We start from the raw sequence: 24,753 nt of genomic DNA on the forward strand, positions 1-24,753 counted from the left end.
GTCTGCTGCGCTTTCGATGTTCCAACATCCTGTTTTTACGACTATCTGGCTCGCAAGCAGACGATTAACCGTGAGCGTATGCAGCAGCGCTCTGAGTTGCGCCGTTTGTTCAAAGCGAGCCGAAACTCAGCGGGCAGCCGTGCCTTGATGTCGATGATGCGGGAGTTGGGGTATCAGATTGGTCGATTCAAAGTACGTAACCTGATGAAGGAAGCCGGTCTGGTATCCAAGCAACCGGGCACTCATCGCTATCAGGTCGCTCGGTCTGAACGACCGGACATTCCCAATCTGCTGGCCCGCGAATTTGATGTCCAGCAACCCAATCAGGTGTGGGGTGGCGATATCACCTACGTCTGGGCAGGTGGTCGTTGGCATTACCTGGCAGCGGTGCTTGACCTGCATACCCGGCGGGTTGTGGGGTGGGCGATATCTGAGAAGCCTGATGCAGAATTGGCAATCAAAGCACTGGAGATGGCCTATCAGCAGCGGGGTTGCCCATCCGGTGTGCTATTTCACTCCGACCAGGGCAGCCAATATGGCAGCCGGGCATTTCGGCAACGACTGTGGCGCTATCGCATGACCCAAAGCATGAGTCGTCGTGGTAACTGCTGGGATAACGCCCCGATGGAGCGATTGTTCAGAAGCCTGAAGTCAGAGTGGCTCCCGGCTATGGGATACATGAGCGTGCGGGAGGCAAAGCGGGATATCAGTTATTACCTGATGGATTACTACAACTGGCGGCGTCCACATCACCACAATAATGGGATACCGCCAGCAAAAGCCGAAGAACGGCCTAACCAAGTGTCCGGATTTAGTTGACCACTACAGTAACACTACAGAGATCTGTCAGGAGGTATTACACTGAGCGGCCACTTTTACTCTTTTTGCTGTAGTTGACGGATGTAGGTGCCAGGTGTCAGGCTTTTCAAGCGATTGCGCAATATCCTGTGGTTAAGCAGATCTTCAAACTCAAGTAATACGGCTCCCAGACTGAGACGTTTGTCAAAACGCTCACCAGCCAGAATGGCAGTCAGTGGTTGAGAGAATGCGGTTGAGTCGAGCAACCCACTGGATATCGGTAAAGAGGCAGAGGTCACCGACGTGCATAGCCTGTTGGCCAACGCCTCTACTTCGGGGAGTGGACTGGTGACCTCAATGCTCTCGATCGGGTAGGGCAACTCATTTTGCAAATAGTTGGTGAAGCCATTAAGGATCTGCTCTTTCTCTTCCGGGGCACAGAGGGCAAATGAGATATGGCCGGTCAATTGCTCCGTGAGCACCAGCAGCAAAGGCTGACTGGCTGCGATGACAGTTGGGAGATATAGCGCATCCAGCCACACGTGACCCAATCCAGATGCAGGGTCAGGCTTTTTCAACCGATCTTGTTGGTATTTTTGCAGACAGCGGCTCAAACCTGCCCGCGAGACATCGGCACGGATCAGTAAGCGGGTGACCTCCAGCAGTTCATCAAGAGAGAGATGCAGCCGATGGCGAAGAAACAATACCAACCACTCCTGCTCAGGCTGCAGTTTGCGATGGATTGTGCGGGGTCTGTGGGATTTGTCATAGCAATCATCACGATTGCGCCAGCGTCTCACCGTATCTATCGAGATGTTCAGCTCCTCGGCAAGAGCTGCATCTGATTTGCTGGAGGTCTGGATATATTTGCGAGTCCGGGGCGTTGTGGTTGCGTTCTGGTGCAGCTTTATTTCCATCTTGCGTACTCTTGGACTAACCGTGCTGGCCGGGCGAAAAGAGCGATGATTATATCGTAATAAAGCGAGTCTGGTACATCGACCACGGATTGGGCGGTGAAGCAGATCCTGGCCTGGAGATAAATAGTCAAGAATTGGTTCCTGCTCACATTTCACTACGAACACAAGCTGATGGAGATTGGGCGTGACGGGAATGCGTTGCTGCTTTTTCAGTAGGAAGGCCCTTATTGATGATTGCCGGTGTGTGAACGCAGTGGGGGGACCCAGGAGTCAGAGCCTCCCCCGTCGACCCCGGAGTGGCTCCGGGGTCGACGGGGGAGGGTATTAGATTCGCCCCTGGTAGCGCAGGGGGAAGCGGCCCTGACTGTCGGGCTGACCGAGGAAGGGGAGTCCTTGTTGCATCTGCGGTGGCAGTTCCGGGCCCGGTTTCAGGGTGCCCTGGAACAGGTATTGGCCATTGGGTTGCAGCTCGAGGCGACCTATGGTCTGCACCGCATCGGAGCCCTGCTTGAGTTCGGCCACCAGTCTGGAGTCGAGGCAGGTGAGCTTCAGCTCGGGGTCGGCCAGATCCAGCTTGCCCGCCGGGGTATCGGCACTGGCGTTGTACCAGTCGAGGTTGCCGTAGAGGTTGTCACACCAGGGGTTGCCCTGGGCAAACTGCTCCACTTTGAGCTGCAGCTGACCGGTGACGGTGAGCGGGATCGGCAGGCGCATCGGCACCCGGCTCAGCAACCAGGGGGCGGGGGCGTTGAGGGTCAGATCCCGGCCGAAGGCGGCGCCATTCCAGCCGAAAACGCCCTGACCATTGAGGCCGTTGCGATCGCCAAAGCGAATGGCCACTTCGGGGGCGAAGCGCAGCAGCGACCAGCCGTTGAGATCCCAGCGCAGCTGGCTCACCGATTCGCTGGCATATTGCAGCCGGGCGATCTGGCCGTTCCAGAGGGTGCCGCTTACCCCTTCCAGTTTCAGCAGGTTGGCAATGTTGGCAGGCAGCGGCAGATAGCGCGCGACCAGCGCCGCAGGCAGGGTGGCCAGCAGGAATACCAGATAGGCTGCCAGAAACAGGCTGGCAATCAGGATGCGTTTTTTCATTGTGGACGACTCAACTGCAAACGTCTGACCTTGACCAGACCCGGGGCCAGATCCTCGCGGGCGATCTCGATGATTTGAACCTGAATGCCGTGCTGCTCCACCAGAGTGGAGAGCCAGAGCAGCAAGTCATCGAACTGGACAGTGTCGATCCACACTTGCAGCTCCTGCGCCTGGGGTTGCAGTCGGGCAATCTTGATCTTGTGGTTGAAGGCGGTGCGGTTGACCACCCCTTCCAGGGTGCCGCTGGTATCGATCTGGCGACCCGAGCCCCCCTGCATGGCCAGCACCTCTTCACCCTTCTCCTTGAGCCAGGCGAGAGTCTGCTGCTGGTTCTGCACCTGCCGCTCCCGCTCCGCGATGCGGTTGGCGATGGGCTGCCAGAGGCTCCAGTAGAAGAGACCGACCAGCAGCAGAACGCCGCCTGCGACCACCAGCCGCTGTTCCCGTGCGGTAATGCCGTGCCACCAGCTCTGCAATTTTTCCATCATGATGATTTACCCTTGAGCACCAGTGCGCCCTCTACCTTGCCTTCGGTGCTGCGCACCTCGCCTTGCTGTACCTCGAATTGCTTGCCGGCCAGCTCACGGAACCGCTCGATCTCGGCAAAGCCTGGGGCGGTCACCTGCAGCCTCAGCTCGCGGCGACTGGCATCAAAGCGCAGCACCTGCGGCTTGAGGCCGGGGACTTCGGCAAAGGTGGGGGCCAGCTCGGTCAGCATCAGCAGCACGCCGTTTTGCGGGGCCTGTCCCATCTGTTGCAGGTGCTGGGTCATCTGGCTGCGCACGTTCACGATGCGGTTCTCGCCCGGGAAGATGCGGGTATAGACGGCACGGATCTCCGCTTTCAGCGCCTTGTCCTGCTCGGTGAGCTGATAGAGCTGCACGCCGCGCTGGCCCAGCGCCACCAGCAGCAACAGACCTGCGGTGATAGCTACCTTGCGCCACTGCAGCCAGTAGCGGGCATATTCGGTCTGTGGTCGGTAGGGGCCGGTCAGCAGGTTGGCCCGGCAGGTGAGGGCCCCCTTGGCCAGCAGCAGCATGGGGAGTTCGGGCTCCGCCGCCTGCCAGTTGGCGGCGGCAATGGCGGGCTCCGGTGTGTGGCTGTGGATGGTGACCGGCTCCGCTTCGGTTGCCAGCAAGATGGCTAGCAGCGGTTCGTCGGCGACGATCCCCTGACAGGGGCCCTGGCGTACCAGCCACTCGCTGCCGAGCTGCAGCGCAGACCAGCCATCAGCGGCCTGCGGCAGCGCCAGCACATCGGGCAGCAGGTGCAGGCTCTTTAGGCCTGCGGCATCGAGCCAGCCGAGCCACTCGCCCATCTTCTGCCGATCCACCGCCATCAGGTCGACCTGTTGCCCTTCGTGGGCCAGCACCACCAGATGGAGCTCGTCCACGTCGGAGGCGATCTGCTCCTCCAGCAGGTAGGGGAGGGCCGCTGCCGACTGGCGGTTGTAGCGACCCGGCAGGGTGACGCGCCGGAAGATCAGATCGCTGCCCGGCACTAGCGTGACCACGGGGCGGCCACCGGCCCGCTCCTGCAGCTCGCCCAGGGCATCGGCCGAGGGCAGGGTGCCGGAGGCGATGATCTCCTGCTCCTGACCGGACCAGACCAGCCAGGCCACGGGTTGTTGTTTATTGGTCCCCAGTCGGATGACCAGACTTTCGCTCACGCATCTCTCTCCTGCGATACCGGTTTGCAAAGGGCGTTGTGCGCCCTGGCAACCGGTGCGCAGCCCGCAGGCTGCATCCAACATCTCTCGTACCCGCGGGCGAGGGCCTGCAGGTGCGCTGTTTATTCGGCGCCGCTACTGAGGCGGCGCAGCATCACCAGTTTATTGTCCTTGCCCCGCTGGAACAGGGTTTCGAGCCAGGCCCGGTTGTCGCCGACCTCGGCCACGACTCGGGCTTCGAAGAAGTCGCTCTTGACCACCAGCGCCTCTTTCAGCCCTTTCACCGCATCGACCGGAGCGAGCATGTCTGTCATCAGCTTGCTCTCTTTCCACCCCTTCTGTGGCCGCTCGTTCAGTACTCGCTTGGCGTCATCCAGCCCGATAGTGCCCAGATAGAGGGCGACCAGCAGCTCGGGGCGCTGGGGGGCAAGGGTATTGATATTGATCTTCAACTTGTCGTTGGGCAGGGTGCAGACATAGGGAGCCAGTTTGGCATAGACCCTGGCCGTCACCCCGCGCACCGCCCGCAACTCATCCTTGCCCAGCATCCACTGGTTGGCGGTGAGGTAGGGTGGCTTGAGCCCCTCGTAATAGGCGTCCTCTGCGCCAAGGCTGGAGACCAGCACCGTATCCTTGTCAGTCCAGTCACGGATGGCATCGGTGAGCTGGGCCGCCTCGTAATCATCCATCGCCAGCTGCTTGAGCAGTTCGCGAAACACCTGCACCGGATAGGGCTGCTGCGCCAGCTCCTCGCCGCTTCCCGCCTTGGCGGCCACGCTCAGGCTGTTGAGGTTGAAGCAGGATTGCAGGTCGGTCACCTCGCCCTTGAGCTGGCCATCGTCCACCGGAAACACAGTGTTCTTGCGGGCCCAGTTCTGGCTGAGGTTGACCACCTCGGGATTGTCCTTGAAATCCTGCGTCAGCACCTTGCTCACCAGCGCTTCCGCCGAGAGGGCATACCACCATGCCTGTTTGCTGGTGGTGATGTTGGCGGTGCGGCGCAGCTCAAGCTGCAGGCGGCCGCTCATATTGCTGGCGATGATCACCATTACCGAGAGGATCAGCAGCACCACCAGCAGCGCCATGCCGCGCTGGCGATCGGGTGAGGCGAGATTAGCCCGCATTGGCGCCCCCTCCGTTCTGGCTGTCACCATTACCGCCATTGGTATTGCCGTTGCCGCCGTTGTTCCCGTTATTGCTGTTGTTGCCGCCCCCCTGGTCGGGGTTGCTGCTCTGGCTGTTCTCTTCGGCGCGCTGGCCACCGGCGCCAATCAGGAACTGACGGCGAATGGTGCCGTAATCTTCCAGATCCAGCTCCACTGCCAGCCCGTAGGGCAGCAAGCTGCGCTGGCTCCACTCCTCTTTCCAGTTGCCCTTGTCGAAGAAGTAGAGGCGAAACGCCGTGACCCCTGTCAGCACTGGCTGGATGCGCGGCTCGGTGCCGATCACCGGATCCGGATAGAGGTAGCTCAGGCGCTCCAGCTTCTGATCCTTGAGGCGCCAGCCGACCCGTTGCAGATGGGAGCGGGGCAGCATGCCATCCGGGTTGAGCCAGCCGCTGCGCATAAAGGCCATGCCCCAGTCATCGCTCTGCTGGCCGAACCGGGAGGCCGCCAGCAGCACCTTGTTGTTCTCCCCCTCGATGCGGCCGCTGCGCGGCACCATCTGGGTGATGTCTCGCTCCAGCAGGGTGAAGGCGAGTTGCAGTTCGTTGAGGCGGGCCTCCTTGCGCTTGGCCACCTCGTCGCTGGTGAGCACCCCTTGCAGCACCTGATAGGCGCCCATGCTGAGAGTGGCGAAGATAGCGATCGCCACCAGCATTTCGAGCAGGGTGAAACCGGCATGGCGGACGGGGCGAGGCGTGCGGGCAACGTGCTGGGTCATCGGCTGATATAGGTCCGCATCATGGCGACCGGGTTCTCGGCTTTGGCCTCGGTACGCACTTCCATATCGAGCGCCCGGAAGTTGTTGTCGGCGGTGGCGACGCCGCGATAGCGCCAGTACCAGGTACTGCCCGCCATCTGCTCATCCCCTTCCACCCAGCTGTCGCCGGGCCACTTGTTCTCGAGCTTCTGCTGCACCAGCTGGTTCTCTACCACCCAGGTGGCGAGTGTCTTCTGCTCCAGATAGTTGAGGGCCGAGAGGTGTTCGCTGGCGGTTTTCATTACCGCGAGACCCGCGATGGCAAAGGCGGCCAGTGCGACCATGACTTCAAGTAGTGTCATGCCCCGGGCTTTCATTCGCTCACCTCTTCATCTTCATCGCCGGTGAGCAGGGTGAGGCGGCCGAACTCGTCCCCCTTGACGATGCGGGTGTAGCGGGCATCGTCATCCTGCTGGGTGAAGGTGAGCACGAACGGGCTCAGCTCGCCGCCCGGGAAAATAAGTAACTGTGGCGTGCGCTCCTTCTCGCCGCGCTTCTGTTCGGTTTTCTCGTCGGGATCGGGCTGCCAGCCAAAGCCTTCCAGCTCCAGTGCCAGCGTCATGTTCTCGGCCAGTTGTACCGGCCCCAGCTGCTTGTCGCCAGTCAGGGCCAGCCACTTGCGATCCTTGGCTTGGCGCTGCATAAACTGCCAGCCGTTATCCTCGATGCGAATGCCTACCAGACGACCATCCATCACCGCATACTCCTGCGCCAGCTGCAGGGTTGCCATCAGGCGGCGCGCCTGCTTGTCGATCTCCCTGTCACCTTTTGCGCCACCCATGCTGAGGGTGACGGCGGTGGCCACCAGCCCCATCAGCATGGCGACCAGCAACACTTCCAGCAGAGTAAAGCCGGATTGGCGATGAAAGGAGAGAGATCGCTTCATGCAGTCAGCTCACAAGGAGTGCGGTGGCGGCATATCACTTATTGAAAATCCTTCAGGTTCCAGTTGCCGATGTCATCATCGGTACCGGCTTCGCCATCCAGACCCATGGAGAAGATGTCGATCTTGCCGAACTGGCCCGGGCTCAGCAGCTGGTACGGGTTGCCCCAGGGATCTTGCGGCAGGCGCTTGATGTAGCCGCCATCGCGGTAGCTGCGCGGCGCCGGATCGATGGAGGGCTTGGTCACCAGCGCGTCCAGCCCCTGTTCTGTGGTCGGGTAGCGGTTGTTGTCCAGCTTGTACATGTCGAGGGCGTTTTCCAGCGCCACGATATCGGAGACCGCTTTCTGCTGGTCAGCCTTCTCCTTGTTGCCCATCAGGTTGGGCACCACCAGACTGGCCAGAATGCCGAGGATCACGATGACCACCATGACTTCCAGCAGGGTAAAACCGGATTGACGACGTTTGTTCATGAGTTGCTCCGTAACGAATGAGATGGGATAGCCCATCAGAGAGTGATCACTGGGTGGGTTCGACGGGCCGCCAGCGGCGCCACCGAACGCCGGAAACTTACATATTCACCATATTGTTGAGCTCGAGGATAGGCTGCAGGATCGACATCACGATAAACAGCACCACCCCGGCCATGGAGACCACCAGCATGGGTTCGAACACCCCGAGGGCGATATTGACCTGGGATTCAAACTCCCGATCCTGGTTGTCCGCCGCCCGCTCCAGCATGCTGTCGAGTTCGCCGCTCTGCTCGCCGGAGGCGATCATGTGCAGCATCATGGGCGGGAAAATCTTGGTCTCGGTCAGCGACTTGCGCAGACTGGTCCCCTCGCGCACCCGTTCGGCGGCCTCGAGAATGCGCATTCTGGCAAAGTCGTTGGAGAGCACTTCGCCGGAGATCTTCATCCCCTCCAGCAGCGGCACCGCGCTGGCGTTGAGGATGCTTAACGTGCGGGCGAAGCGGGCGGTGTTGAGACCGCGACTGACCCGGCCAATCACCGGCAGGCCGAGCAGCACCTGATGCCAGCGCCGGCGACGTTTTTCATCGGTGAGCCACCAGCGCCAGACAAAGCTGCCAAGGAAGATCAGCAGCAGGAACCAGAGGCCGTAGGCCTGCATCAGTTCGCTGGTGCCGATGAGAAAGCGGGTGGTGCCCGGCAGCTGCTGGCCCATGTGTTCAAACTGGGCCACTACCTTGGGTACCACGGCGGTAAGCAGGATCGAGATAACCCCAATGGCGACGCAGGTGAGCACGATGGGGTAGATCATCGCCTGCAGCAGCTTGGTGCGCATGTGCTGGCGCTGCTCGGTGTAGTCGGCGAGGCGGTTGAGCACCTTCTCCAGATGGCCCGATTTTTCACCGGCCGCCACCATGGAGCGAAACAGCTGGTCAAATACATGGGGAAAGGCCCCCAGCGAGTCGGCCAGCGAATACCCTTCCACTACCTTGCTGCGCACGGTGGCCACCAGAGAGCGCAAGTGAGCTTTTTCGCACTGCTCGGCCACCGCCTTGAGGGCCTCTTCGATGGTGAGGCCGGCACCGACCAGAGTGGCCAGCTGGCGAGTGATCAGGGCCAGCTCGGCTGTGCTGGCGCCACGCCGAAACAGGGCGAAGCGGGTCGCCTCCCGTTTCGCCTTCTCGGTGGTCTCGTTTACCTCGAGGGGAGTGAGCCCCTGCTCGCGCAGCAGCTGGCGCACCTGACGGGCCGAGTCACCCTCCATCACGCCGCTCTTGCTACGCCCCTTGTTGTCGAGGGCCTTGTATTCGAATGCCGCCATCTCAATCTTCCCGGGTCACGCGCAGTACCTCTTCGAGGCTGGTCTGCCCTTTGAGCACCTTGTCGATACCGTCGCGGCGGATGCTGGGGGTATGGCCGCGGATCAGCCGTTCAATGGCCATCTCGCCGCTGGCGCCGTGAATGGCTTCACGCACCGCCTCGTCCACCACCACCAGTTCGTGGATGCCGGTCCGGCCACGATAGCCGGTGTGGTTGCACTGTTCGCAGCCCACCGGATGCCAGATAGGCTGATCAGGTTCCAGTGTGATACCCATTGCAAGTCGCTCCTGCTCGGTGGCCGGACGCGAGGCGCGGCAATCGGGGCAGAGGGTACGCACCAGCCGCTGGGCCAGCACCGCCAAGAGCGACGAGGAGAGCAGGAAGGGCTCGATCCCCATGTCCCGCATCCGGGTGATGGCGCCGATGGCGGTGTTGGTGTGCAGGGTCGACATTACCAGGTGACCGGTGAGGGAGGCCTGTACCGCGATCTGGGCGGTCTCGAGGTCACGAATTTCCCCCACCATCACTACGTCCGGATCCTGGCGCAGAATGGCGCGCAGACCGCGGGCGAAGGTCATGTCCACCTTGCTGTTGACCTGGGTCTGGCCCACCCCTTCGAGGTCATATTCGATGGGGTCTTCCACCGTCAGGATGTTGCGATCCCGCGAGTTGATTTCGGAGAGCGCCGCATAGAGGGTGGTGGATTTACCGGAACCGGTCGGGCCGGTGACCAGAATGATGCCGTGGGGCTTGCGGATAAGCTCGCTGATGATGCTGCGGTTGCGTGCCGTCATGCCGAGCTGCTTGAGCTCGAGGCGAATGGTGTTCTTGTCGAGCAGACGGAGTACCACCCGCTCGCCGTAGCTGGACGGCATGGTGGAGACCCGCACGTCGACGGCGCGGCCGCCGATGCGCAATGAGATACGGCCATCCTGCGGCACCCGCTTCTCGGCGATATCCATCCGCGACATCACCTTGATCCGCGAGACCAGGAGTGATGCCAGCTTGCGATGGGGACGCAGGATCTCCCGCAGCACCCCATCGATGCGAAAACGAATGACCAGTGCCCGCTCGAAGGTCTCGATATGGATATCGGAGGCCTCCTCTTTGATCGCCTCGCTCAACATGGCGTTGATGAGGCGAATGATGGGGGCGTCGTCATCGGCGTCCAGCAGATCTTCGCTCTGGGGCAGCTCTTCGGCCAGGGCGAAGAAGTCCATCTCGTTGCCGAGATCTTCCATCAGCTGGCGCGCTTCGGAGGAGTCGCGCTGATAGTGGGCCATCAGCAGCTCTTCGAAGGCCTCGTTGTCGAGCTGCTCCACCGCGAAGCTGCAACCTGCTACCCGCCGCACTTCCAGCAGGGCCTGCGGGGTGACGCCGGGGCGGCACTGCAGCACAGGAGCGCCGTCCCGCTCAATCAGGATCACCCCGAAGTTGCGGGCAAAGGCGAAGGGCAGCTCCGGCAGCGGGGGCGGCAACTCGCCGCCATCAAGATGGTAGGCACTCATCAGGGACGGCTCTGCACAAAGGGGGTGGTGCTGTCAGCTGTGTTCTGCTGGCGGCGTTTTATCTGCTCCATCTGATTTTCCACTTCCTGCCGGATTTCGGGTGACATCATCACATCCTGGCCATAGACGGGCAAAACCTGACGGGCGGGCGAGGTGAGATACCCCTCCTGGGCGGCAGCATTGAGCTGTTCGGCGCGGAACAGGCTGTACTTGTTACTGGAGACGCCGGTATAAACCTCCGCATCACGCAAGATGGTGGGCCGGATAAAGACCATCAGGTTGCGCTTGTTGGTGTTGGTGCTGGTGGAGCGGAACAGGTAACCCAGTACCGGGATATCGCCGAGTAACGGCACCTTGGAAACTTCCTCCTTGGTCTGCTCATCCATCAGGCCACCCAGTACCACTGTCTCGCCACTCTTCACCAGTACGGCGTTTTTCACCGTGCGGGTATCGAAGGTGGGGCCTAGTCCCTTGGTACTGTCTGATACGACCTTGGCGACGCTGGAGACCTCCTGCTCGATGTTGAGCAGTACCGAGTCCCCTTCGTTAATCTGCGGCGTAACCGTCAGCTTGGTGCCCACCGTCTTGCGCTCTATGGTGTTGAACACCTGATCGCTGGTGGTGGAGCTTTGTGAACCGCTCTGCACCGGCACCTCCTGTCCGACATTGAAGGAGGCCTCCTTGTTGTCCATGGTGACGATACTCGGGGTTGAGAGAATATCGCTCTTGGTATTGGAGGCGAGAGCCGTCGCCAACATGGCCCAATCGCCGTGATAGAAACCGGCGGCCATCCCGTTAAAGCTCCCAAGCAAGTTGGTAGCTGTCTCGGTATTGCCATCCTGGTAATCCTTACCGGCTGCGATGGCTCCGCCAATGGGCAGTGTTGTGTTGGTAAATTGGGTGCCGCCAGCGTTGGTGTTGGCCCACTGCACGCCCAGATTGAGGCCGTCACTGTCGGCAATTTCGACGATGATCGCTTCTACCAGCACCTGGGCGCGACGGATATCGAGCTTGGCCACCACCTGCTCCAGTTCCGCCATCACATCCGGCTGGGCGGTGATGACCAGGGCATTGGTTGCCTCGTCGGCAGAGATGGCCAGCTTGCCACCGCCGATGCTGGCGCCCCCTGTGGTTGCTCCGCCCCCCTTCTTGTCAGCCTCGATGCTGGAGCTGACCCCCTTGAGCACATCGACCATATCCTTGGCCTTGCCATATTTGAGATAGAAGACCCGGGTGTTGCCCTGACTCTGCAGGTCGCGGTCGAGCTGGCGAACCATCTGGATGATGCGGGCGCGCGCTTTCGGCTCACCGCTCACCACCACCGAGTTGGTACGCTCGTCGGCCACCACCTTGGGCGACAGCAACAGGGAGGCGGTGCCCCCTTGTGGATTGCCATCCTTGTTGAGGTTGGTCACCAGCCGCACCATCTCGCCGGCCGAGGCATATCTCAGCTTGATGATGTCCACATCCTGATCGCCTGCGCGGTCGACCCGGTTCACCACTTCCACCAGACGGTTGACCACGGCGGCGCGGCCGGTGATGAGCAGCACGTTTGATGGCTCGTAGTGCACCACGTTGCCCCCACCGGCGTTGTCGTTGAGCTGGCGCAGCAGGGGAGCCAGTTCACGCACCGAGACGTTGCGTACCGGCACGACTCTGGTCACCATCTCGTCGCCCACTCCCGGGTTATTGCCATCCACCACCGGAATGGCGGAGGTTTTGGCATCCCGCGAGCGGAGCACCTTGAGCACGCCGTTATTCATCGGCACCACGGCAAAGCCGTAGACATCGAGCACACTCAGGAAGAACTGGTAGTACTGCTCCTCGTTGAGCAGGTCGTAGCTGCGCACGTTGATCTTGCCGCGCACCGAGGGCTCTATGATGATGGTCTTGTTGAGGTTTTTGCCCACCGTATTGATGAACTCTTCGATGTCGGCGTTCTTGAAGCTGGCAGAGTACTCGGTGGCCCAGGCTGAGCCCGCCATCATCAGAGCCGCTGCGATAGTGGCCAGACGCCAGCCTTTCCCTTTAGTGGTCATTATTGGTACGACTCCAAATCATTATTCTGACAAGCGCACATAGATGTCGAACTGTTCGCCCTGCCGCTCGACGGTTACTGTCATTTCCGTTGCGCCAGCCAGCTGCTGCATCGCCTGCATGGCTTGCATGTTGTCACGCAGATCCAGTCCGTTGATGCTGATGGCCAGATCATTGGCCTGCAGCCCGCTTTGGTTGAAAAATTCCGGATTGTTGCCCGGGTTGAGGCGATAACCGGCCATGCGGCCATCCATCTGAACCGGTGAAATATTGAGGTAATCAGTGATCTTGCCCGGATCGGCCATCAGCTCGCTGCGCAGAGAGCCAAGGAGAGTGGTATTTGTTGTTTGCGGTAGCGGCTTGCCATACTCCTCGCCATCCAGCATCAGGGTCTCGTCGCGGCCATCCCGCTCTATGATGACCCGATCCGGATAGACCTGCCGGATCCGCGCCTGGGTGCCGTCAATCATGTCGCCAACCCCGTAGGAGTTCTGGATGCCGGACATGGCGATGATGGCGATGGATTTGGCCGGATCCGAGCTGGCCAACACCCCGTTGAGCTGGGCATTGAGCTGGGTGCGCGGCGCATTGGCGGCCACGGCGGTTTTTGCCTGCGCCTTGGGGATCGCCTTGCCAAACAGCGCCAGTCGGCTCACCTCGCCCAATTCAAGGCGCGGACTGCTCTGGCCGCTGACCGCCACGGTGGAGGGTTGCCACGGCTGGCTGGATTGCGGGTTTGCCAGAGTGAGCAAGCGCCAGGTGAGGGCTGCGCTCTGCTGGGCCAGCATCAGCAGCAGCGCCAGAAAGAACACTCCGGTGACGCGAGTCAAAGGAAGCTGCTGGCACCGGGCCAGCAGCAGGGTCAAGATGTCATCCCTGAATCGTAGCGTCATATTAATCAACAAATTCCAGGCTCTGGGGCGGCTGCGTATTGTGTACGGCTGCGTGCTGTGACACAACGGGTCGGGGCGCACCAAACCGTAAAAATGGATATTTCATCACACCGTAAACCTTTGAATGCTCATAAAAGTGGCACTCAGGCGAGGTGCATCCTGCTTGCCAGCGATTATCAGGGGAAGGTGTGTACTCACCCTTGCCAATCCTGCAACGCCTTGAGGGTTACGCTCTGGCCTCCGACATCCAGCACAATGTACTGCTGGTCGATGGTGGCGAGCACGACCCCGGGGGCTATTTCGCTCCCTTCCCGGTATTCGCGGCCATTGAGCACCACGGCCCGCTTGGCCGGATTGGATGAGAACACATGGGAGCCATAGCTGAATGCGGGCACTTGCTGGCGAACCGAAAGCGGAGCGGCATTCAGCGACATCAACTGGGCCGGCTGCACGCTTTGGGAAACTGTACCTGATTCCTGTTGCAGCGGTGTTTCGTTGAGGGCGCGCATCAGCTGTTCGGCCAAGGTTGGTCGACTGGCTGCCGGATTGCTGGCAGCCGCTGCGACCCTGGGCTGCTGCACTACAGGTTCCGGCAGGGGCGGGGGCAGCGGACGGGTCACCATCGCCTTGGGCTCAACCCGCACGAAGGGGGAGGCAATCACCTCTTTTACCTCCACCTTCTCCTCGATGGGACGCAGGTGGATTAGATGCCAGCCATAGTTGGCACCCGCCCCCAGCAGCAGGGCAAGGGGCGCCAGCAACCAGCCGACGCGACGCGCGGGTTGCGCCTCCTCGCGGGCTATCGCCAACCCCATGGCGGGAATATGGCTCTGTTGCGAAGGCTGCTGGGCACGGCGCAGGGCATTGAGCAGGGTAGACATCAGGAGGTCTCCTCCAGTCTTGGCATAGGTTCGCCGGAGAGTGCGTTGAGCCGCAGCAGGGTGTTGCTGCCAGCGATGCCGTCAGGGGTGAGTCCTTGATCCCGCTGGAACTGCTGCAGTTTGTTCTTGAGCTCGCCATCGAAACGGCCCACCTTGCGTTCGGGTTGTTGCAATGCTCGGCTCAGAGCGTTGTCGAGCCACTGGATCTGGGTCTGTCCGGCATTGCTGGCGATCAGGCTGACGCCCCCTTTCGGCATGCGCCAGAGCAGGGTATAGCTGCCACCCCAGTTGTCGCTGAGCCACTGGCGATCCACTTGCCAGCTTTGGTTGCCGATCATCAGGCTGGCCTTGCTTGGCCCCAGATTGACCAGAGTCGCGTAGTAGAGGCCGCCAGTCTGGTCAGTGAGCGTGATCATGGCGGGATGCTGCAGGGCGCGCAGCTCCTCGAGGCTTGCCTCTCCCTCCTGGCAGCGCAGACCGGCGCGAGGGGCGTTGTCACAGGTGGCATCGAACGGTTCCGGTTCATAGCCCCAGACCCGATAGAGATTCTGCATGGCGCTCTCGGGGTCGAGGGCCTGATTGATCGCCTCGGTCAACTGTTCCTGTTGTTCGGCGGTCTCGTCAACGGTGACAGGCACCTCGACCTTGACCACAGGCCGTTCGGGGAATACGCCGAAAAATTGCCAACCCCACCAGCCTGCAGCTACCAGCAAGGCGCCAGCCAGTGTCACCATCAGACCGGAAAGCCAGCTCCCCTCATCACGGACGCCGCTCACCTCGAACGCTGCCTGGCTGATGTCGCCATGAACAATCTTGTAGCTGCCACGGGCGAAGGCGGCGAGCAGGGCGCGATCGCAGATGAGGTTGATCAGGCGCGGAATGCCGCCGGAGAGCCGATGCAGCGTCTGGATCGCTCTGGGGGTAAAAATGGGCTGCACACAACCGGCTACTTGCAGCCGGAAGCGGACGTAGGCATCCACATCGGTGGCGGAGAGGGGCAGCAGGTGGTAGCGGGCGGTGATGCGCTGGGCCAGTTGGCGCAACAGGGGCTGGCGCAGCATCTGTTGCAGTTCGGGTTGGCCGATCAGCACGATTTGCAGCAGTTTTTTCTCGTCGGTTTCCAGGTTGGTGAGCAGACGCAACTGCTCCAACACCCCGGGCAACAGATGTTGGGCCTCATCCACCAGTACCACGCTGCGCTTACCTGCGGTCAGGTTGGCCAGCAGGTGGTCGCGGATCAGGTCGAACAGTTGCTTGAGCCCGGCCTCGGCGGGGTAGGGGAGTTGAAACTCGTCGCAGATGGCTGCCAGCAGATCCCGTTCGGTCAGGGAGGGGTTGAGGATGTAGGCGATCTCGGTCTCTGCTGGCAACTGCTGCAACAGGGAGCGGGAGACGGTTGTTTTGCCGGTGCCCACTTCGCCGGTCAGCAGCACAAAGCCGCCACCATCCTGCAATCCGTAGTTGAGGTGAGCAAGGGCTTCGCCGTGGCGCTCACTCATATAGAGGTATTTGGGATTGGGCGAGATGGAGAAAGGCGGTTCCGATAAGCCGAAGAACTGTGTGTACATGAGGGGATTCTTTTGTAGCCGGCGACATATAAGAAATGTCTCCGGATGATAGCAAACCTCGAATTCATTGGAAGCCATCATTGGCAAAGGATGACAAATTGCAGCCTTTTCCTGTCATCTTGTGATCCAGATATCGCCCCGTTGCACCATGGTACTCAAAAATTGCAACCAATCTGAAAAATAAGTTTTTCATCAATGGCTTGTCGGTATGCGTTGTCACAGTAGTCCGGTGTTTTCGGATCAATAGTCATGGTCTGGCCACTATTTATGCCCGTTTTCTCCTCTCGTAAGGGTGAACCGAGAGAGGGGCTAGCGGCGAAACAGCGCCAAACCCCAATCAGAGTACAGGGCGCGGGCCACTCTCCCCGCGCACTCTGTTACTGTCGTTGTAGCAGCAGGCTACCGATGGAGTAGCCTGCGCCAAAGGAGCACAGTACGCCGCGAGCCCCCGCAGGAAGGTCGCGATTGTACAGATGAAACGCGATGATGGAACCCGCCGAGCTGGTATTACCATAGCTATCAAGAATGACCGGCGCCTCCTGCTGGCTGGCATCGTGGCCGAGCAGTTTGCGGCCGATGAACTGGTTCATGGTGAGGTTGGCCTGATGGAGCCAGAGCCGGTTCAGGCTCTCGGCGGGCCAGCCCTGCTCATCGAGCTGGTTGGCAATCTGGTCGCACACCAGCGGTAACACCTCCTTGAACACCTTGCGCCCCTGCTGGCGGAACAGCTTGTCGTCGCTGTAGCGAGTGCGCGGGCTCAGCCGGTTCAGAAAGCCGAAGTTGTTGCGGATGTTGTTGGAGTATTGGGTCACCAGCTTGCTGGCCACCAGTTGCCACGGATTGGCCACCTTGCAATCTGCTTCCCGCTCCAGCAGCACCGCGGTGCAGGCATCGCCGAAGATAAAGTGACTATCCCGATCGCGAAAATTGAGGTGCCCCGAGCAGATCTCCGGATTAACCACCAGCGCCACTCGGGCGGTGTCTGCCGCCAGCATGTCGGCGGCAGTCTTGATGCCGAAGGTGGCGGACGAGCAGGCCACGTTCATGTCAAAGGCCATGCCGCTCGCCCCCAGATAGTGCTGCAGCTCGATGGCCAGTGCCGGATAGGGGCGCGGCATGTTGGAGGCGGCCACGATCACCAAATCGATCTCGCCGGGCTCGCGGCCGGCGGCGATCAGCGCCTGCTCGGCGGCGGCCACCGCCATCTCCACCATGATGGAGGGCATCTCATCGGGCCGTTCCGCCAGCAGCGGCTGCATGATGTCGGGGTTGAGCACCCCTTCGCGACTCACCAGATAACGGCTCTTGATGCCGGAGGCCTTCTCGATGAATTCGCAGCTGGAGTGCTGCTTGGCGGGGAGCTGGCCGGCATCGATAGCGGAGGCGTTCTCCTCGTTGTAGAGATCCACATACTGGTTGAAGGCGGCCACCAGCTCTTCATTGCTGACGGCAAAGGGTGGGGTATAGAGGCCTGAGCCACTGATCACGATAGAGGTCATCTTTGCTCCTCGCCGGGTGCGTTCCCGGCTTGTCGGTTTATAGGGTAGAGAGGGTTACAGCTGGTCGATCGCCGCAGCGAGACCCGCCAGGGTCAGCGGATGCATCCGTCCGCCAACCACGTCATTCATCAGTTTGATGGAGGGATGCCAGAGCCACTCCCGCCGCGGGGTGGGGTTGATCCACACCAGTTTGGGAAAGTGCTGCTGCAAGCGGGTGAGCCACACCTGACCCGACTCCTCGTTCCACTGCTCGACACTGCCGCCCGGCCAGGTGATCTCGTAGGGGCCCATGGTGGCATCCCCCACCAGGATCACCCGGTAGTCGCTGCCGTAGGTGCGCAGTAGCCGCAGGGTATCGAACCGCTCCTCAAAGCGGCGGGCGTTATCCTTCCAGACGAAGTCGTAGAGGCAGTTGTGAAAATAGAAGTACTCCAGATGCTTGAACTCGTGGCGCAACGCAGAGAAGAGACGCTGCACCTCGGCCACGTGGGCATCCATGGAGCCCCCCACATCGAAGAAAACCAGCAGCTTCACCCCGTTGTGGCGCTCGGGCCGCAGCTTCACATCGAGCCAGCCCTGGCGGGCCGAACTTTTTATGGTGTCGTCGAGATCCAGCTCGTCGGGATTGCCTCTGCGCACCCAGCGTCGGAGCTTGCGCAGTGCCAACTGGATGGCGCGCTGGCCAAGCGGTGAGTCGTCGCTGAAGTTGCGATAGTGACGGGCCTCCCACACCTTGGCCGCCTTGCCGTGCTGCCCCTCTCCACCCATGCGCACCCCCTCGGGGTGAAAACCGCTGTGGCCAAACGGGCTGCTGCCACCTGTTCCCACCCACTTGTTGCCGCCGGCGTGGCGCTCTTTCTGCTCGTTCAACCGCTGATTGAGGGTCTCCAGCAGCTTGTCGAGTCCGCCGAGGGATTTGAGCCGCGCCTTCTCCTCTGGGCTCAACAGTCGTTCGAACTCCTTGCGCAGCCACTCCTCGGGCAGGTTTTCCGGCAGCAGGGGGATGGCTTCCAGCCCCTCGTAGTATTCGGCGAAGGCGCGATCGAAGCGATCGTAGTGGGCCTCGTCTTTTACCAGCAGGCAGCGGGAGAGCTGGTAGAACTCGTCCATATCGACAGCAACCAGCCGGGCCGCCAGTGCGGCGTGCAAGTCCAGCAGCTCACGCACGCTGCAGGAGAGCTTGTGGCGGCGCAGGTGGGTAAAAAAGTCGATCAGCATGGGTCAGCTGCCGCGCCGGGCCAGAAAGGCGAGCTTCTCGAAGAGATGCAGGTCCTGCTCGGTCTTGAGCAGGGCGCCATATAGCGCGGGCACCAGCTTGCCGGGCTCGCGGGCACGCATTGCCTCGGGGGCGATATCGTCGGCCAGCAGCAGGCGGATCCAGTCCAGCAGCTCCGAGGTGGAGGGCTTCTTGCGCAGCCCCTCTACCTCGCGCAGCTCGAAGAAGAGCTCCATTGCCTCGCCAAGCAGGCTCTCCTTGAGGTCGGGGTAGTGGAGTTTGACGATGGCCTGCATCTCGGCCTTGTCGGGGAAGCGGATGTAGTGGAAGAAACAGCGGCGCAGGAAGGCATCCGGCAGCTCTTTTTCGTTGTTGGAGGTGATGATGACCACCGGCCGCTGGCGCGCCTTGACTCGCTCGCCGGTTTCGTAGACGTCGAACTCCATCCGATCCAGCTCCAGCAGCAGATCGTTGGGGAATTCGATGTCGGCCTTGTCGATCTCGTCGATCAGCAGCACAGGTCGCTGCTCGGAGCTGAAGGCCTGCCACAGTTTGCCTTTACGAATGTAGTGGCTGATATCGGCCACTCTGGGGTCGCCGAGCTGGGAGTCCCGCAGCCGGGCCACCGCATCATATTCGTAGAGTCCCTGTTGGGCCTTGGTGGTGGACTTGATATGCCAGGCAATGAGGTCGGTGCCGAGATGGTCGGCGACCGCTTCCGCCAGCACCGTCTTGCCGGTGCCCGGCTCCCCTTTGATCAGCAGCGGTTTTTCGAGGGTGATGGCGGCATTGACCGCCATCTTCAATGCATCGGAGGCGAGATACTGGCTGCTTCCTGAAAATCCCATAACGTCGGTTCCTTTGACGATTGGCGCCCGGAGTCAGGGGCCAGAGAGAATAAGCTCTATATGTTGTAATACCATATGGTTATAACGAATAGTCACTTCTCATTCAGAAACCACAGGGTAATCTTGTTTCATCGTCGTAACAAACACAGGGATAGCGCCATGAGCAAAATTTTTGAGGACAACAGCCAGACTATCGGTCACACCCCGCTGGTTCGTCTCAACCTTGTTACCAAAGGTCGCGTGCTGGCCAAGATCGAGAGCCGCAACCCCAGCTTCAGCGTCAAGTGCCGTATCGGTGCCAACCTGATCTGGGATGCCGAGAAGCGCGGCATCCTGACCAAGGGTAAGGAGATCATCGAGCCCACCAGCGGCAACACGGGCATTGCTCTGGCCTTTGTCGCGGCGGCTCGCGGCTATCCCATCACCCTGACCATGCCGGCCACCATGAGCCTGGAGCGCCGCAAGCTGCTCAAGGCGCTCGGTGCCAATCTGGTGCTGACCGAAGGGCCGCTCGGCATGAAGGGGGCCATTGCCAAGGCCAACGAGATCCTCGAATCCGAGCCGGGCAAGTATGTGTTGCTGCAACAGTTTGAAAACCCGGCCAACCCGGAGATCCACGAAAAGACCACTGGCCCCGAGATTTGGGATGCCACTGACGGTGAGGTGGATGTGTTCGTGGCCGGGGTCGGTACCGGTGGCACCATTACCGGTGTCTCCCGCTATCTGAAGAAGACCCAGGGCAAGGCGGTGGTCTCTGTCGCGGTCGAACCGGCCGAGTCGCCGGTCATCAGTCAGAAGTTGGCCGGGGAAGAGATCAAACCGGGCCCCCACAAGATCCAGGGGATCGGCGCAGGCTTTATCCCGGGCAACCTGGACCTCTCCCTCATCGACCGGGTGGAGAAGGTGACCAGCGATGAAGCCATCGAGATGGCCCGCCGCCTGATGGAGGAGGAGGGGATCCTGGCCGGTATCAGCTCCGGTGCTGCGGTGGTGGCTGCCAGCCGTCTGGCCGAGCTGCCGGAATTTGCGGGCAAAACCATAGTGGTCATTCTGCCGAGTGCGGCGGAGCGTTACCTCTCCAGCGCCCTGTTTGCCGGGGTGTTCAGCGAGCAGGAACTGCAGCAGTAACTGATCGGAATCTTTCAAAACAGCGGCGCTCCCAGGAGCGCCGCTTCTTTATGGGCTAGACTCAACCCCTGTTAGTGTCACTTGATCCTTATTTTTTGGGGTAAAATAACAAGTTCCGGAGTGAGAAAAAAAGCAGACATTCCGCTCTAAATCTCATATCCTGTGCGGCGTCACGCGGTGTTTGCTGGCTGGGTATCACAAAGTAACAAAGTGTTATTTTTCGTTATAAAATAATTTCAGGCCAGTCCTGATGCGGCTTGTAGCCCAATAACTGAAAATTGCCAACCAGCGCGCCGATTACTGCACAGAAACTTGACCTGGATTAAACCATTGCGGGTCTGCTTTCGTTACTTTACAACATATCCATACTGACACGGTGGGTCAGGTTGCTTCAAAAACGACCAATCCACCAAAAAATATCAATAATATGGGGTGAAACCATGTACGAGAAGTCTGTTGTTATTACTGCTGAAAACGGCCTGCACACCCGTCCGGCAGCTCAGTTCGTGAAAGAAGCCAAAGAATTCCAAAGCGAGATCACTGTGGTCTCCGGTGGCAAGTCCGCCAGCGCCAAGAGCCTGTTCAAGCTGCAGACCCTGGGCCTGACCAAGGGCACCAACGTAACCATCCAGGCTGACGGCCCGGATGCCCAGCAAGCTGTTGAGAAGCTGGTTGCCCTGATGGACGAGCTGGAGTAATCCAGCTTTAGATTCCTCCCCCACAGTCGTTTTAATAGGAAGGATTATGATATCTGGCATTCTTGCGTCCCCCGGTATCGCATTCGGTAAGGCGCTTCTTCTTAAAGAAGATGAAATCGTTATCAATCAGGGCAAAATCTCTGCTGATCAGATTGATGGCGAGATCAACCGTTTCCTCGAAGCTCGTACCAAGTCAGCTGCCCAGCTGGAAGCCATCAAAGAGATGGCCGGTCGCACCTTCGGTGAGGAAAAAGAGGCCATCTTCGAAGGCCACATCATGTTGCTCGAAGATGAGGAGCTGGAAGGGGATATCAAATCCTTCATCAAAGAGAACAAGGCATCCGCCGACAAAGCCATCTATGAGGTGATCGAGCAGTACGCCAAGATGATGGCCGAGCTGGATGACCCCTATCTGCGCGAGCGCGCTACCGACTTCCGTGACATCGGTACCCGTCTGGTGAAGAACGTGCTGGGCATCGCCGTTGTCAACCTGAGCACCATCGACGAAGAGGTGATCCTGGTCGCCAAAGACCTGACCCCGTCTGAAACCGCTCAGATCAACCTGAAATATGTGCTGGGTTTCGTCACCGATATCGGTGGCCGTACCTCTCACACCTCCATCATGGCCCGCTCCCTGGAGCTGCCGGCCGTGGTAGGCACCAACGACATCACCGAGCGCGTCAAGAACGGTGACATGCTGGTGCTGGATGCGATCAATAACCAGATCATCATCAATCCGACCGCTGAACAGCTGAACGAAGCCAAGAAGTTCCAGGCTCAGTTCCAGGCCGAGAAAGATGAGCTGGCCAAGCTGAAAGATCTGCCTGCCATCACGCTGGATGGTCACCAGGTCGAAGTGTGCGCCAACATCGGTACCGTCAAGGATACCGAAGGTGCCATCCGCAATGGCGCCGAAGGCGTGGGTCTGTACCGTACCGAGTTCCTGTTCATGGACCGTGACGCGCTGCCGACCGAAGACGAGCAGTTCAAAGCCTACAAAGAAGTGGCCGAAGCGATGCCGGATCAGCCGATCATCGTGCGTACCATGGACATTGGCGGCGACAAAGAGCTGCCGTACATGAATTTCCCGAAAGAGATGAACCCCTTCCTGGGCTGGCGTGCCGTGCGTATTTTCTTCGACCGCGAAGACATCATGCACGCTCAGCTGCGGGCCATTCTGCGTGCGTCTGCCTTCGGCAAACTGCGCATCATGTTCCCGATGATCATCTCTGTCGAAGAGTTCCGTAGCCTGAAAGCTACCGTGGAGACGCTGAAAGCCGAACTGCGTGCTGAAGGCAAAGCCTTTGATGAATCCATCGAAGTGGGTATCATGATCGAGACCCCGGCCGCTGCCGTGATGGCTCATCATCTGGCCAAGGAAGTGGATTTCTTCAGTATCGGTACCAACGACCTGACCCAGTACACCCTGGCTGTCGATCGCGGTAACGAGATGATCTCCGCTATGTACAACCCGCTGTCACCCTCCGTCCTGACCCTGATCAAGATGGTTATCGATGCGTCCCACGCCGAAGGCAAGTGGACCGGTATGTGTGGTGAACTGGCTGGTGACGAGCGCGCCACCCTGCTGCTGCTGGGTATGGGTCTGGATGAGTTCTCCATGAGCGCCATCTCTGTACCGCGTATCAAGAAGCTTATCCGCAACACCAGCTTCGAAGATGTGAAGGCAATGGCTGACCAGGCATTGAGCTTTGCCACCGCTGCTGAAATCGAAGCGTGCGTAGATAACTTTATCAAGCAGAAGGCAGTCTGCTAAGATCGGCTGCAAACAGCGACAAATCATCTCTAGGAGCTTTTACTATGGGTCTGTTCGACAAACTGAAGAAACTGGTGTCCGACGATAGCGCTGATACCGGCGGCATCGAAATCTTCGCTCCGCTGTCTGGCGAAATCGTGCCGATCGAAGATGTGCCTGACGTTGTCTTCGCCGAGAAGATCGTGGGTGACGGTATCGCCATCAAGCCGGCTGGCAACAAGATGGTTGCTCCGTGCGACGGCACCATCGGAAAAATCTTCGAGACCAACCATGCGTTCTCTCTGGAGTCCGACTCTGGTATCGAGCTGTTCGTTCACTTCGGTATCGACACCGTTGAACTGAAAGGCGAAGGCTTCAAGCGTATCGCTCAGGAAGGCCAGCAGGTCAAGCGCGGTGATACCATCATCGAATTCGATCTGGCCGTTCTGGAAGCAAAAGCCAAATCTACCCTGACTCCGGTGGTCATCTCCAACATGGACGAGATCAAAGAGCTGGTGAAGATGACTGGTGCCGTGACTGTGGGCGAGACTCCGGTTATCCGCATCAAGAAGTAATGGTCGGCTGGCCTATGCCAGTTGCCGCAGTAAAAAACCGAAGCCTGGTGCTTCGGTTTTTTTATGGTTGCGTGCGAGCTTCCCTTTCTGGCTATCAGGCTATTGTGCCGAGATGACCACCCGGTTACGTCCCTGCTCCTTCGCCTGATAAAGGGCCCGGTCTGCCATCATCAGCAGATAGTCGATGCTCTCCTGACCCTTCATGCTGGCACACCCCAGACTGATGGTTAGCGCGATCTGTTTTCCTTGCCATGGCAAGCGGGTGGTACTGACATGCTGGCGCAGTTGTTCGGCGCGCCGTGCTGCCTGTTCAATGCTGCAGTCTGGCAGGATCAGCAGGAACTCCTCCCCGCCCCAACGGGCCAAACTCTCCCCCGGCAACAGCTGGCCCGCCATGGCGTGGGCGACGGCGCAGAGCGCGGCATCGCCCGCAGGGTGGCCGTAGCGGTCATTGACCTGCTTGAAATGATCGATATCTCCCAGTACTACCGAGAGGGGCTGGCCCTGCAACCAGAGAGCCTGCAGCTGTTGCTGTGCGCCACGCCGGTTGGTCAGTTCGGTGAGGGGATCGGTGCAGGAGAGGCGGCTCACCTCTTCTACCATGCATTGCAGGTCGTGGATATCGCGAAAGGTGACGATATGGCTATCCGGGATGGCATCTGCCCCCAGCTGGGCAGTGACGATAAACCAGCGCGACTGACCGCTCTTGCAGCGGATCAGCGCAGGCATTTCGGCGACCTCCAGCCCATGGTGCAGGCTCTGCTCTATCTGGTTATGCCAGGCCTGAATTACCGAGTTGCGATAGCTCTCATCGGGATAGGCGAGGTGAAACCAACTCTCCATGTCCGGCAGATCATGCAGCTCATAGCCCAGCTGTTCGCGAAAGGCCCTGTTGAGGAAGAGATGGCGACGCAGGGGGATCCGGTCGAGTGACATATGACCCTGGCTGGCTGTCGACTCGGACACCAGGATTGGGAGCGGGATCACATCAAAGGAGCGAAACAGAATGTGCTCTAGTTGTTGGTCATCCATGGGCGAAAACGCGGCTCCCTGCTCTCCCGTTCGTCAGCCTACATT

At 59.9% G+C, this 24,753-nt stretch carries 23 protein-coding genes and 1 pseudogene; 5 read left to right on the forward strand and 19 right to left on the reverse strand.

Features of this window, described 5'->3' with window-relative positions:
• Nucleotides 1–819, forward strand: an 819-nt coding sequence (locus G5332_RS01855; RefSeq protein WP_421311074.1) for an IS3 family transposase, incomplete at its 5' end; no start/stop codon positions are given.
• 56 nt (nt 820–875) lie between these two features.
• On the opposite strand, the gene G5332_RS01860 is transcribed toward G5332_RS01855, so the two are convergent.
• The 18 genes and pseudogenes from G5332_RS01860 to G5332_RS01945 all read right to left on the reverse strand — a co-directional run bounded on the left by G5332_RS01860 (nt 876) and on the right by G5332_RS01945 (nt 19,522).
• Nucleotides 876–1,715: a hypothetical protein gene (locus G5332_RS01860; protein WP_227342231.1), complete on the reverse strand. Its 840-nt coding sequence runs from the start codon at nt 1,713–1,715 to the stop codon at nt 876–878.
• Between the two features lie 324 nt (nt 1,716–2,039).
• Entirely contained in the window at nt 2,040–2,807 is a 768-nt protein-coding gene (gene exeN / locus G5332_RS01865; protein WP_421171716.1) for a GspN family type II secretion system protein ExeN, read from the reverse strand.
• Nucleotides 2,804–3,295, reverse strand: coding sequence for a GspM family type II secretion system protein ExeM (exeM, locus tag G5332_RS01870; protein ID WP_144715950.1), 492 nt, complete (start codon nt 3,293–3,295; stop codon nt 2,804–2,806). Before exeM ends, exeN begins: the two co-directional genes overlap by 4 nt.
• Nucleotides 3,292–4,476: a GspL family type II secretion system protein ExeL gene (gene exeL / locus G5332_RS01875; protein WP_421311075.1), complete on the reverse strand. Its 1,185-nt coding sequence runs from the start codon at nt 4,474–4,476 to the stop codon at nt 3,292–3,294. The genes exeM and exeL overlap by 4 nt, the downstream gene beginning before the upstream one ends.
• Nucleotides 4,477–4,598: 122 nt before the next feature.
• Nucleotides 4,599–5,600: a GspK family T2SS minor pseudopilin variant ExeK gene (gene exeK, locus G5332_RS01880; RefSeq protein WP_323912831.1), complete on the reverse strand. Its 1,002-nt coding sequence runs from the start codon at nt 5,598–5,600 to the stop codon at nt 4,599–4,601.
• Nucleotides 5,601–5,712: 112 nt separating this feature from the next.
• Nucleotides 5,713–6,360 (reverse strand): annotated as a pseudogene (gene gspJ, locus G5332_RS01885) (type II secretion system minor pseudopilin GspJ); the annotation flags it as partial.
• Nucleotides 6,357–6,716 carry a GspI family T2SS minor pseudopilin variant ExeI gene (exeI, locus tag G5332_RS01890; protein ID WP_421311076.1) on the reverse strand — a complete coding sequence of 120 codons (360 nt, stop codon included), beginning with the start codon at nt 6,714–6,716 and terminating at the stop codon, nt 6,357–6,359. The pseudogene gspJ and the gene exeI, both read right to left, overlap by 4 nt.
• On the reverse strand, nt 6,713–7,285 hold the full coding sequence (gene exeH / locus G5332_RS01895; RefSeq protein WP_421259220.1) for a GspH family T2SS minor pseudopilin variant ExeH: 573 nt from the start codon (nt 7,283–7,285) through the stop codon (nt 6,713–6,715). Before exeH ends, exeI begins: the two co-directional genes overlap by 4 nt.
• A gap of 38 nt (nt 7,286–7,323) precedes the next feature.
• Nucleotides 7,324–7,755 carry a GspG family T2SS major pseudopilin variant ExeG gene (exeG, locus tag G5332_RS01900; protein ID WP_005338297.1) on the reverse strand — a complete coding sequence of 144 codons (432 nt, stop codon included), beginning with the start codon at nt 7,753–7,755 and terminating at the stop codon, nt 7,324–7,326.
• Nucleotides 7,756–7,852: 97 nt separating this feature from the next.
• A complete protein-coding gene (gene exeF / locus G5332_RS01905; RefSeq protein ID WP_005338296.1) occupies nt 7,853–9,073 on the reverse strand; it encodes a GspF family T2SS innner membrane protein variant ExeF in 1,221 nt (406 codons plus the stop codon).
• A 1-nt stretch (nt 9,074) separates the two neighbouring features.
• The gene (gene gspE, locus G5332_RS01910) at nt 9,075–10,580 is read right to left on the reverse strand and encodes a type II secretion system ATPase GspE (RefSeq protein ID WP_323912824.1); all 1,506 of its coding nucleotides are present in this window, start codon (nt 10,578–10,580) and stop codon (nt 9,075–9,077) included.
• Nucleotides 10,580–12,619: a GspD family T2SS secretin variant ExeD gene (exeD, locus tag G5332_RS01915; RefSeq protein ID WP_227342243.1), complete on the reverse strand. Its 2,040-nt coding sequence runs from the start codon at nt 12,617–12,619 to the stop codon at nt 10,580–10,582. The genes gspE and exeD overlap by 1 nt, the downstream gene beginning before the upstream one ends.
• A 21-nt stretch (nt 12,620–12,640) precedes the next feature.
• Entirely contained in the window at nt 12,641–13,483 is an 843-nt protein-coding gene (gene exeC, locus G5332_RS01920) for a GspC family type II secretion system variant ExeC (RefSeq protein ID WP_421171720.1), read from the reverse strand.
• 221 nt (nt 13,484–13,704) lie between these two features.
• The gene (gene exeB / locus G5332_RS01925; protein ID WP_216978323.1) at nt 13,705–14,391 is read right to left on the reverse strand and encodes a GspB family T2SS assembly factor variant ExeB; all 687 of its coding nucleotides are present in this window, start codon (nt 14,389–14,391) and stop codon (nt 13,705–13,707) included.
• Nucleotides 14,391–15,959: an ExeA family protein gene (locus tag G5332_RS01930; protein WP_421171722.1), complete on the reverse strand. Its 1,569-nt coding sequence runs from the start codon at nt 15,957–15,959 to the stop codon at nt 14,391–14,393. The genes exeB and G5332_RS01930 overlap by 1 nt, the downstream gene beginning before the upstream one ends.
• 377 nt (nt 15,960–16,336) lie before the next feature.
• Nucleotides 16,337–17,458, reverse strand: a complete 1,122-nt coding sequence (locus G5332_RS01935) for a beta-ketoacyl-ACP synthase III (protein WP_216978325.1) — start codon at nt 17,456–17,458, stop codon at nt 16,337–16,339.
• 54 nt (nt 17,459–17,512) lie between these two features.
• A complete protein-coding gene (locus G5332_RS01940; RefSeq protein ID WP_421311077.1) occupies nt 17,513–18,676 on the reverse strand; it encodes a vWA domain-containing protein in 1,164 nt (387 codons plus the stop codon).
• Between the two features lie 3 nt (nt 18,677–18,679).
• Complete coding sequence (locus tag G5332_RS01945; protein WP_216953165.1) at nt 18,680–19,522, reverse strand: AAA family ATPase; 843 nt, start codon at nt 19,520–19,522, stop codon at nt 18,680–18,682.
• Between the two features lie 159 nt (nt 19,523–19,681).
• Here G5332_RS01945 and cysK point away from each other — a divergent pair, with 159 nt between their 5' ends.
• The 4 genes from cysK (at nt 19,682) to crr (ending at nt 23,676) form a co-directional block, all read left to right on the forward strand.
• Nucleotides 19,682–20,650, forward strand: coding sequence for a cysteine synthase A (cysK, locus tag G5332_RS01950; RefSeq protein ID WP_421171728.1), 969 nt, complete (start codon nt 19,682–19,684; stop codon nt 20,648–20,650).
• Nucleotides 20,651–21,090: 440 nt separating this feature from the next.
• Nucleotides 21,091–21,348, forward strand: coding sequence for an HPr family phosphocarrier protein (locus tag G5332_RS01955; protein WP_005338266.1), 258 nt, complete (start codon nt 21,091–21,093; stop codon nt 21,346–21,348).
• Nucleotides 21,349–21,394: 46 nt separating this feature from the next.
• The gene (gene ptsI / locus G5332_RS01960; RefSeq protein ID WP_216953166.1) at nt 21,395–23,122 is read left to right on the forward strand and encodes a phosphoenolpyruvate-protein phosphotransferase PtsI; all 1,728 of its coding nucleotides are present in this window, start codon (nt 21,395–21,397) and stop codon (nt 23,120–23,122) included.
• 44 nt (nt 23,123–23,166) lie between these two features.
• The gene (gene crr / locus G5332_RS01965; protein WP_216953167.1) at nt 23,167–23,676 is read left to right on the forward strand and encodes a PTS glucose transporter subunit IIA; all 510 of its coding nucleotides are present in this window, start codon (nt 23,167–23,169) and stop codon (nt 23,674–23,676) included.
• Between the two features lie 99 nt (nt 23,677–23,775).
• Here crr and G5332_RS01970 read toward each other — a convergent pair whose 3' ends face one another.
• Complete coding sequence (locus tag G5332_RS01970; RefSeq protein ID WP_421171730.1) at nt 23,776–24,708, reverse strand: GGDEF domain-containing protein; 933 nt, start codon at nt 24,706–24,708, stop codon at nt 23,776–23,778.
• Between the last annotated feature and the right edge of the window lie 45 nt (nt 24,709–24,753).

This window comes from Aeromonas sp. 603757 (genome assembly GCF_049171255.1).
Classification (GTDB): Bacteria; Pseudomonadota; Gammaproteobacteria; order Enterobacterales; family Aeromonadaceae; genus Aeromonas; species Aeromonas veronii_A.

What these genes read in the sequence shown, in the direction of transcription:
- G5332_RS01860 (WP_227342231.1), bottom strand. Translation starts at nt 1,715, where the DNA reads ATGGAAATAAAGCTGCACCAGAACGCAACCACAACGCCCCGGACTCGC.
- exeN (WP_421171716.1), bottom strand. Translation starts at nt 2,807, where the DNA reads ATGAAAAAACGCATCCTGATTGCCAGCCTGTTTCTGGCAGCCTATCTG.
- exeM (WP_144715950.1), bottom strand. Translation starts at nt 3,295, where the DNA reads ATGATGGAAAAATTGCAGAGCTGGTGGCACGGCATTACCGCACGGGAA.
- exeK (WP_323912831.1), bottom strand. Translation starts at nt 5,600, where the DNA reads ATGCGGGCTAATCTCGCCTCACCCGATCGCCAGCGCGGCATGGCGCTG.
- exeI (WP_421311076.1), bottom strand. Translation starts at nt 6,716, where the DNA reads ATGAAAGCCCGGGGCATGACACTACTTGAAGTCATGGTCGCACTGGCC.
- exeH (WP_421259220.1), bottom strand. Translation starts at nt 7,285, where the DNA reads ATGAAGCGATCTCTCTCCTTTCATCGCCAATCCGGCTTTACTCTGCTG.
- exeG (WP_005338297.1), bottom strand. Translation starts at nt 7,755, where the DNA reads ATGAACAAACGTCGTCAATCCGGTTTTACCCTGCTGGAAGTCATGGTG.
- exeF (WP_005338296.1), bottom strand. Translation starts at nt 9,073, where the DNA reads ATGGCGGCATTCGAATACAAGGCCCTCGACAACAAGGGGCGTAGCAAG.
- gspE (WP_323912824.1), bottom strand. Translation starts at nt 10,580, where the DNA reads ATGAGTGCCTACCATCTTGATGGCGGCGAGTTGCCGCCCCCGCTGCCG.
- exeD (WP_227342243.1), bottom strand. Translation starts at nt 12,619, where the DNA reads ATGACCACTAAAGGGAAAGGCTGGCGTCTGGCCACTATCGCAGCGGCT.
- exeB (WP_216978323.1), bottom strand. Translation starts at nt 14,391, where the DNA reads ATGTCTACCCTGCTCAATGCCCTGCGCCGTGCCCAGCAGCCTTCGCAA.
- G5332_RS01930 (WP_421171722.1), bottom strand. Translation starts at nt 15,959, where the DNA reads ATGTACACACAGTTCTTCGGCTTATCGGAACCGCCTTTCTCCATCTCG.
- G5332_RS01935 (WP_216978325.1), bottom strand. Translation starts at nt 17,458, where the DNA reads ATGACCTCTATCGTGATCAGTGGCTCAGGCCTCTATACCCCACCCTTT.
- G5332_RS01940 (WP_421311077.1), bottom strand. Translation starts at nt 18,676, where the DNA reads ATGCTGATCGACTTTTTTACCCACCTGCGCCGCCACAAGCTCTCCTGC.
- G5332_RS01945 (WP_216953165.1), bottom strand. Translation starts at nt 19,522, where the DNA reads ATGGGATTTTCAGGAAGCAGCCAGTATCTCGCCTCCGATGCATTGAAG.
- cysK (WP_421171728.1), top strand. Translation starts at nt 19,682, where the DNA reads ATGAGCAAAATTTTTGAGGACAACAGCCAGACTATCGGTCACACCCCG.
- G5332_RS01955 (WP_005338266.1), top strand. Translation starts at nt 21,091, where the DNA reads ATGTACGAGAAGTCTGTTGTTATTACTGCTGAAAACGGCCTGCACACC.
- ptsI (WP_216953166.1), top strand. Translation starts at nt 21,395, where the DNA reads ATGATATCTGGCATTCTTGCGTCCCCCGGTATCGCATTCGGTAAGGCG.
- crr (WP_216953167.1), top strand. Translation starts at nt 23,167, where the DNA reads ATGGGTCTGTTCGACAAACTGAAGAAACTGGTGTCCGACGATAGCGCT.
- G5332_RS01970 (WP_421171730.1), bottom strand. Translation starts at nt 24,708, where the DNA reads ATGGATGACCAACAACTAGAGCACATTCTGTTTCGCTCCTTTGATGTG.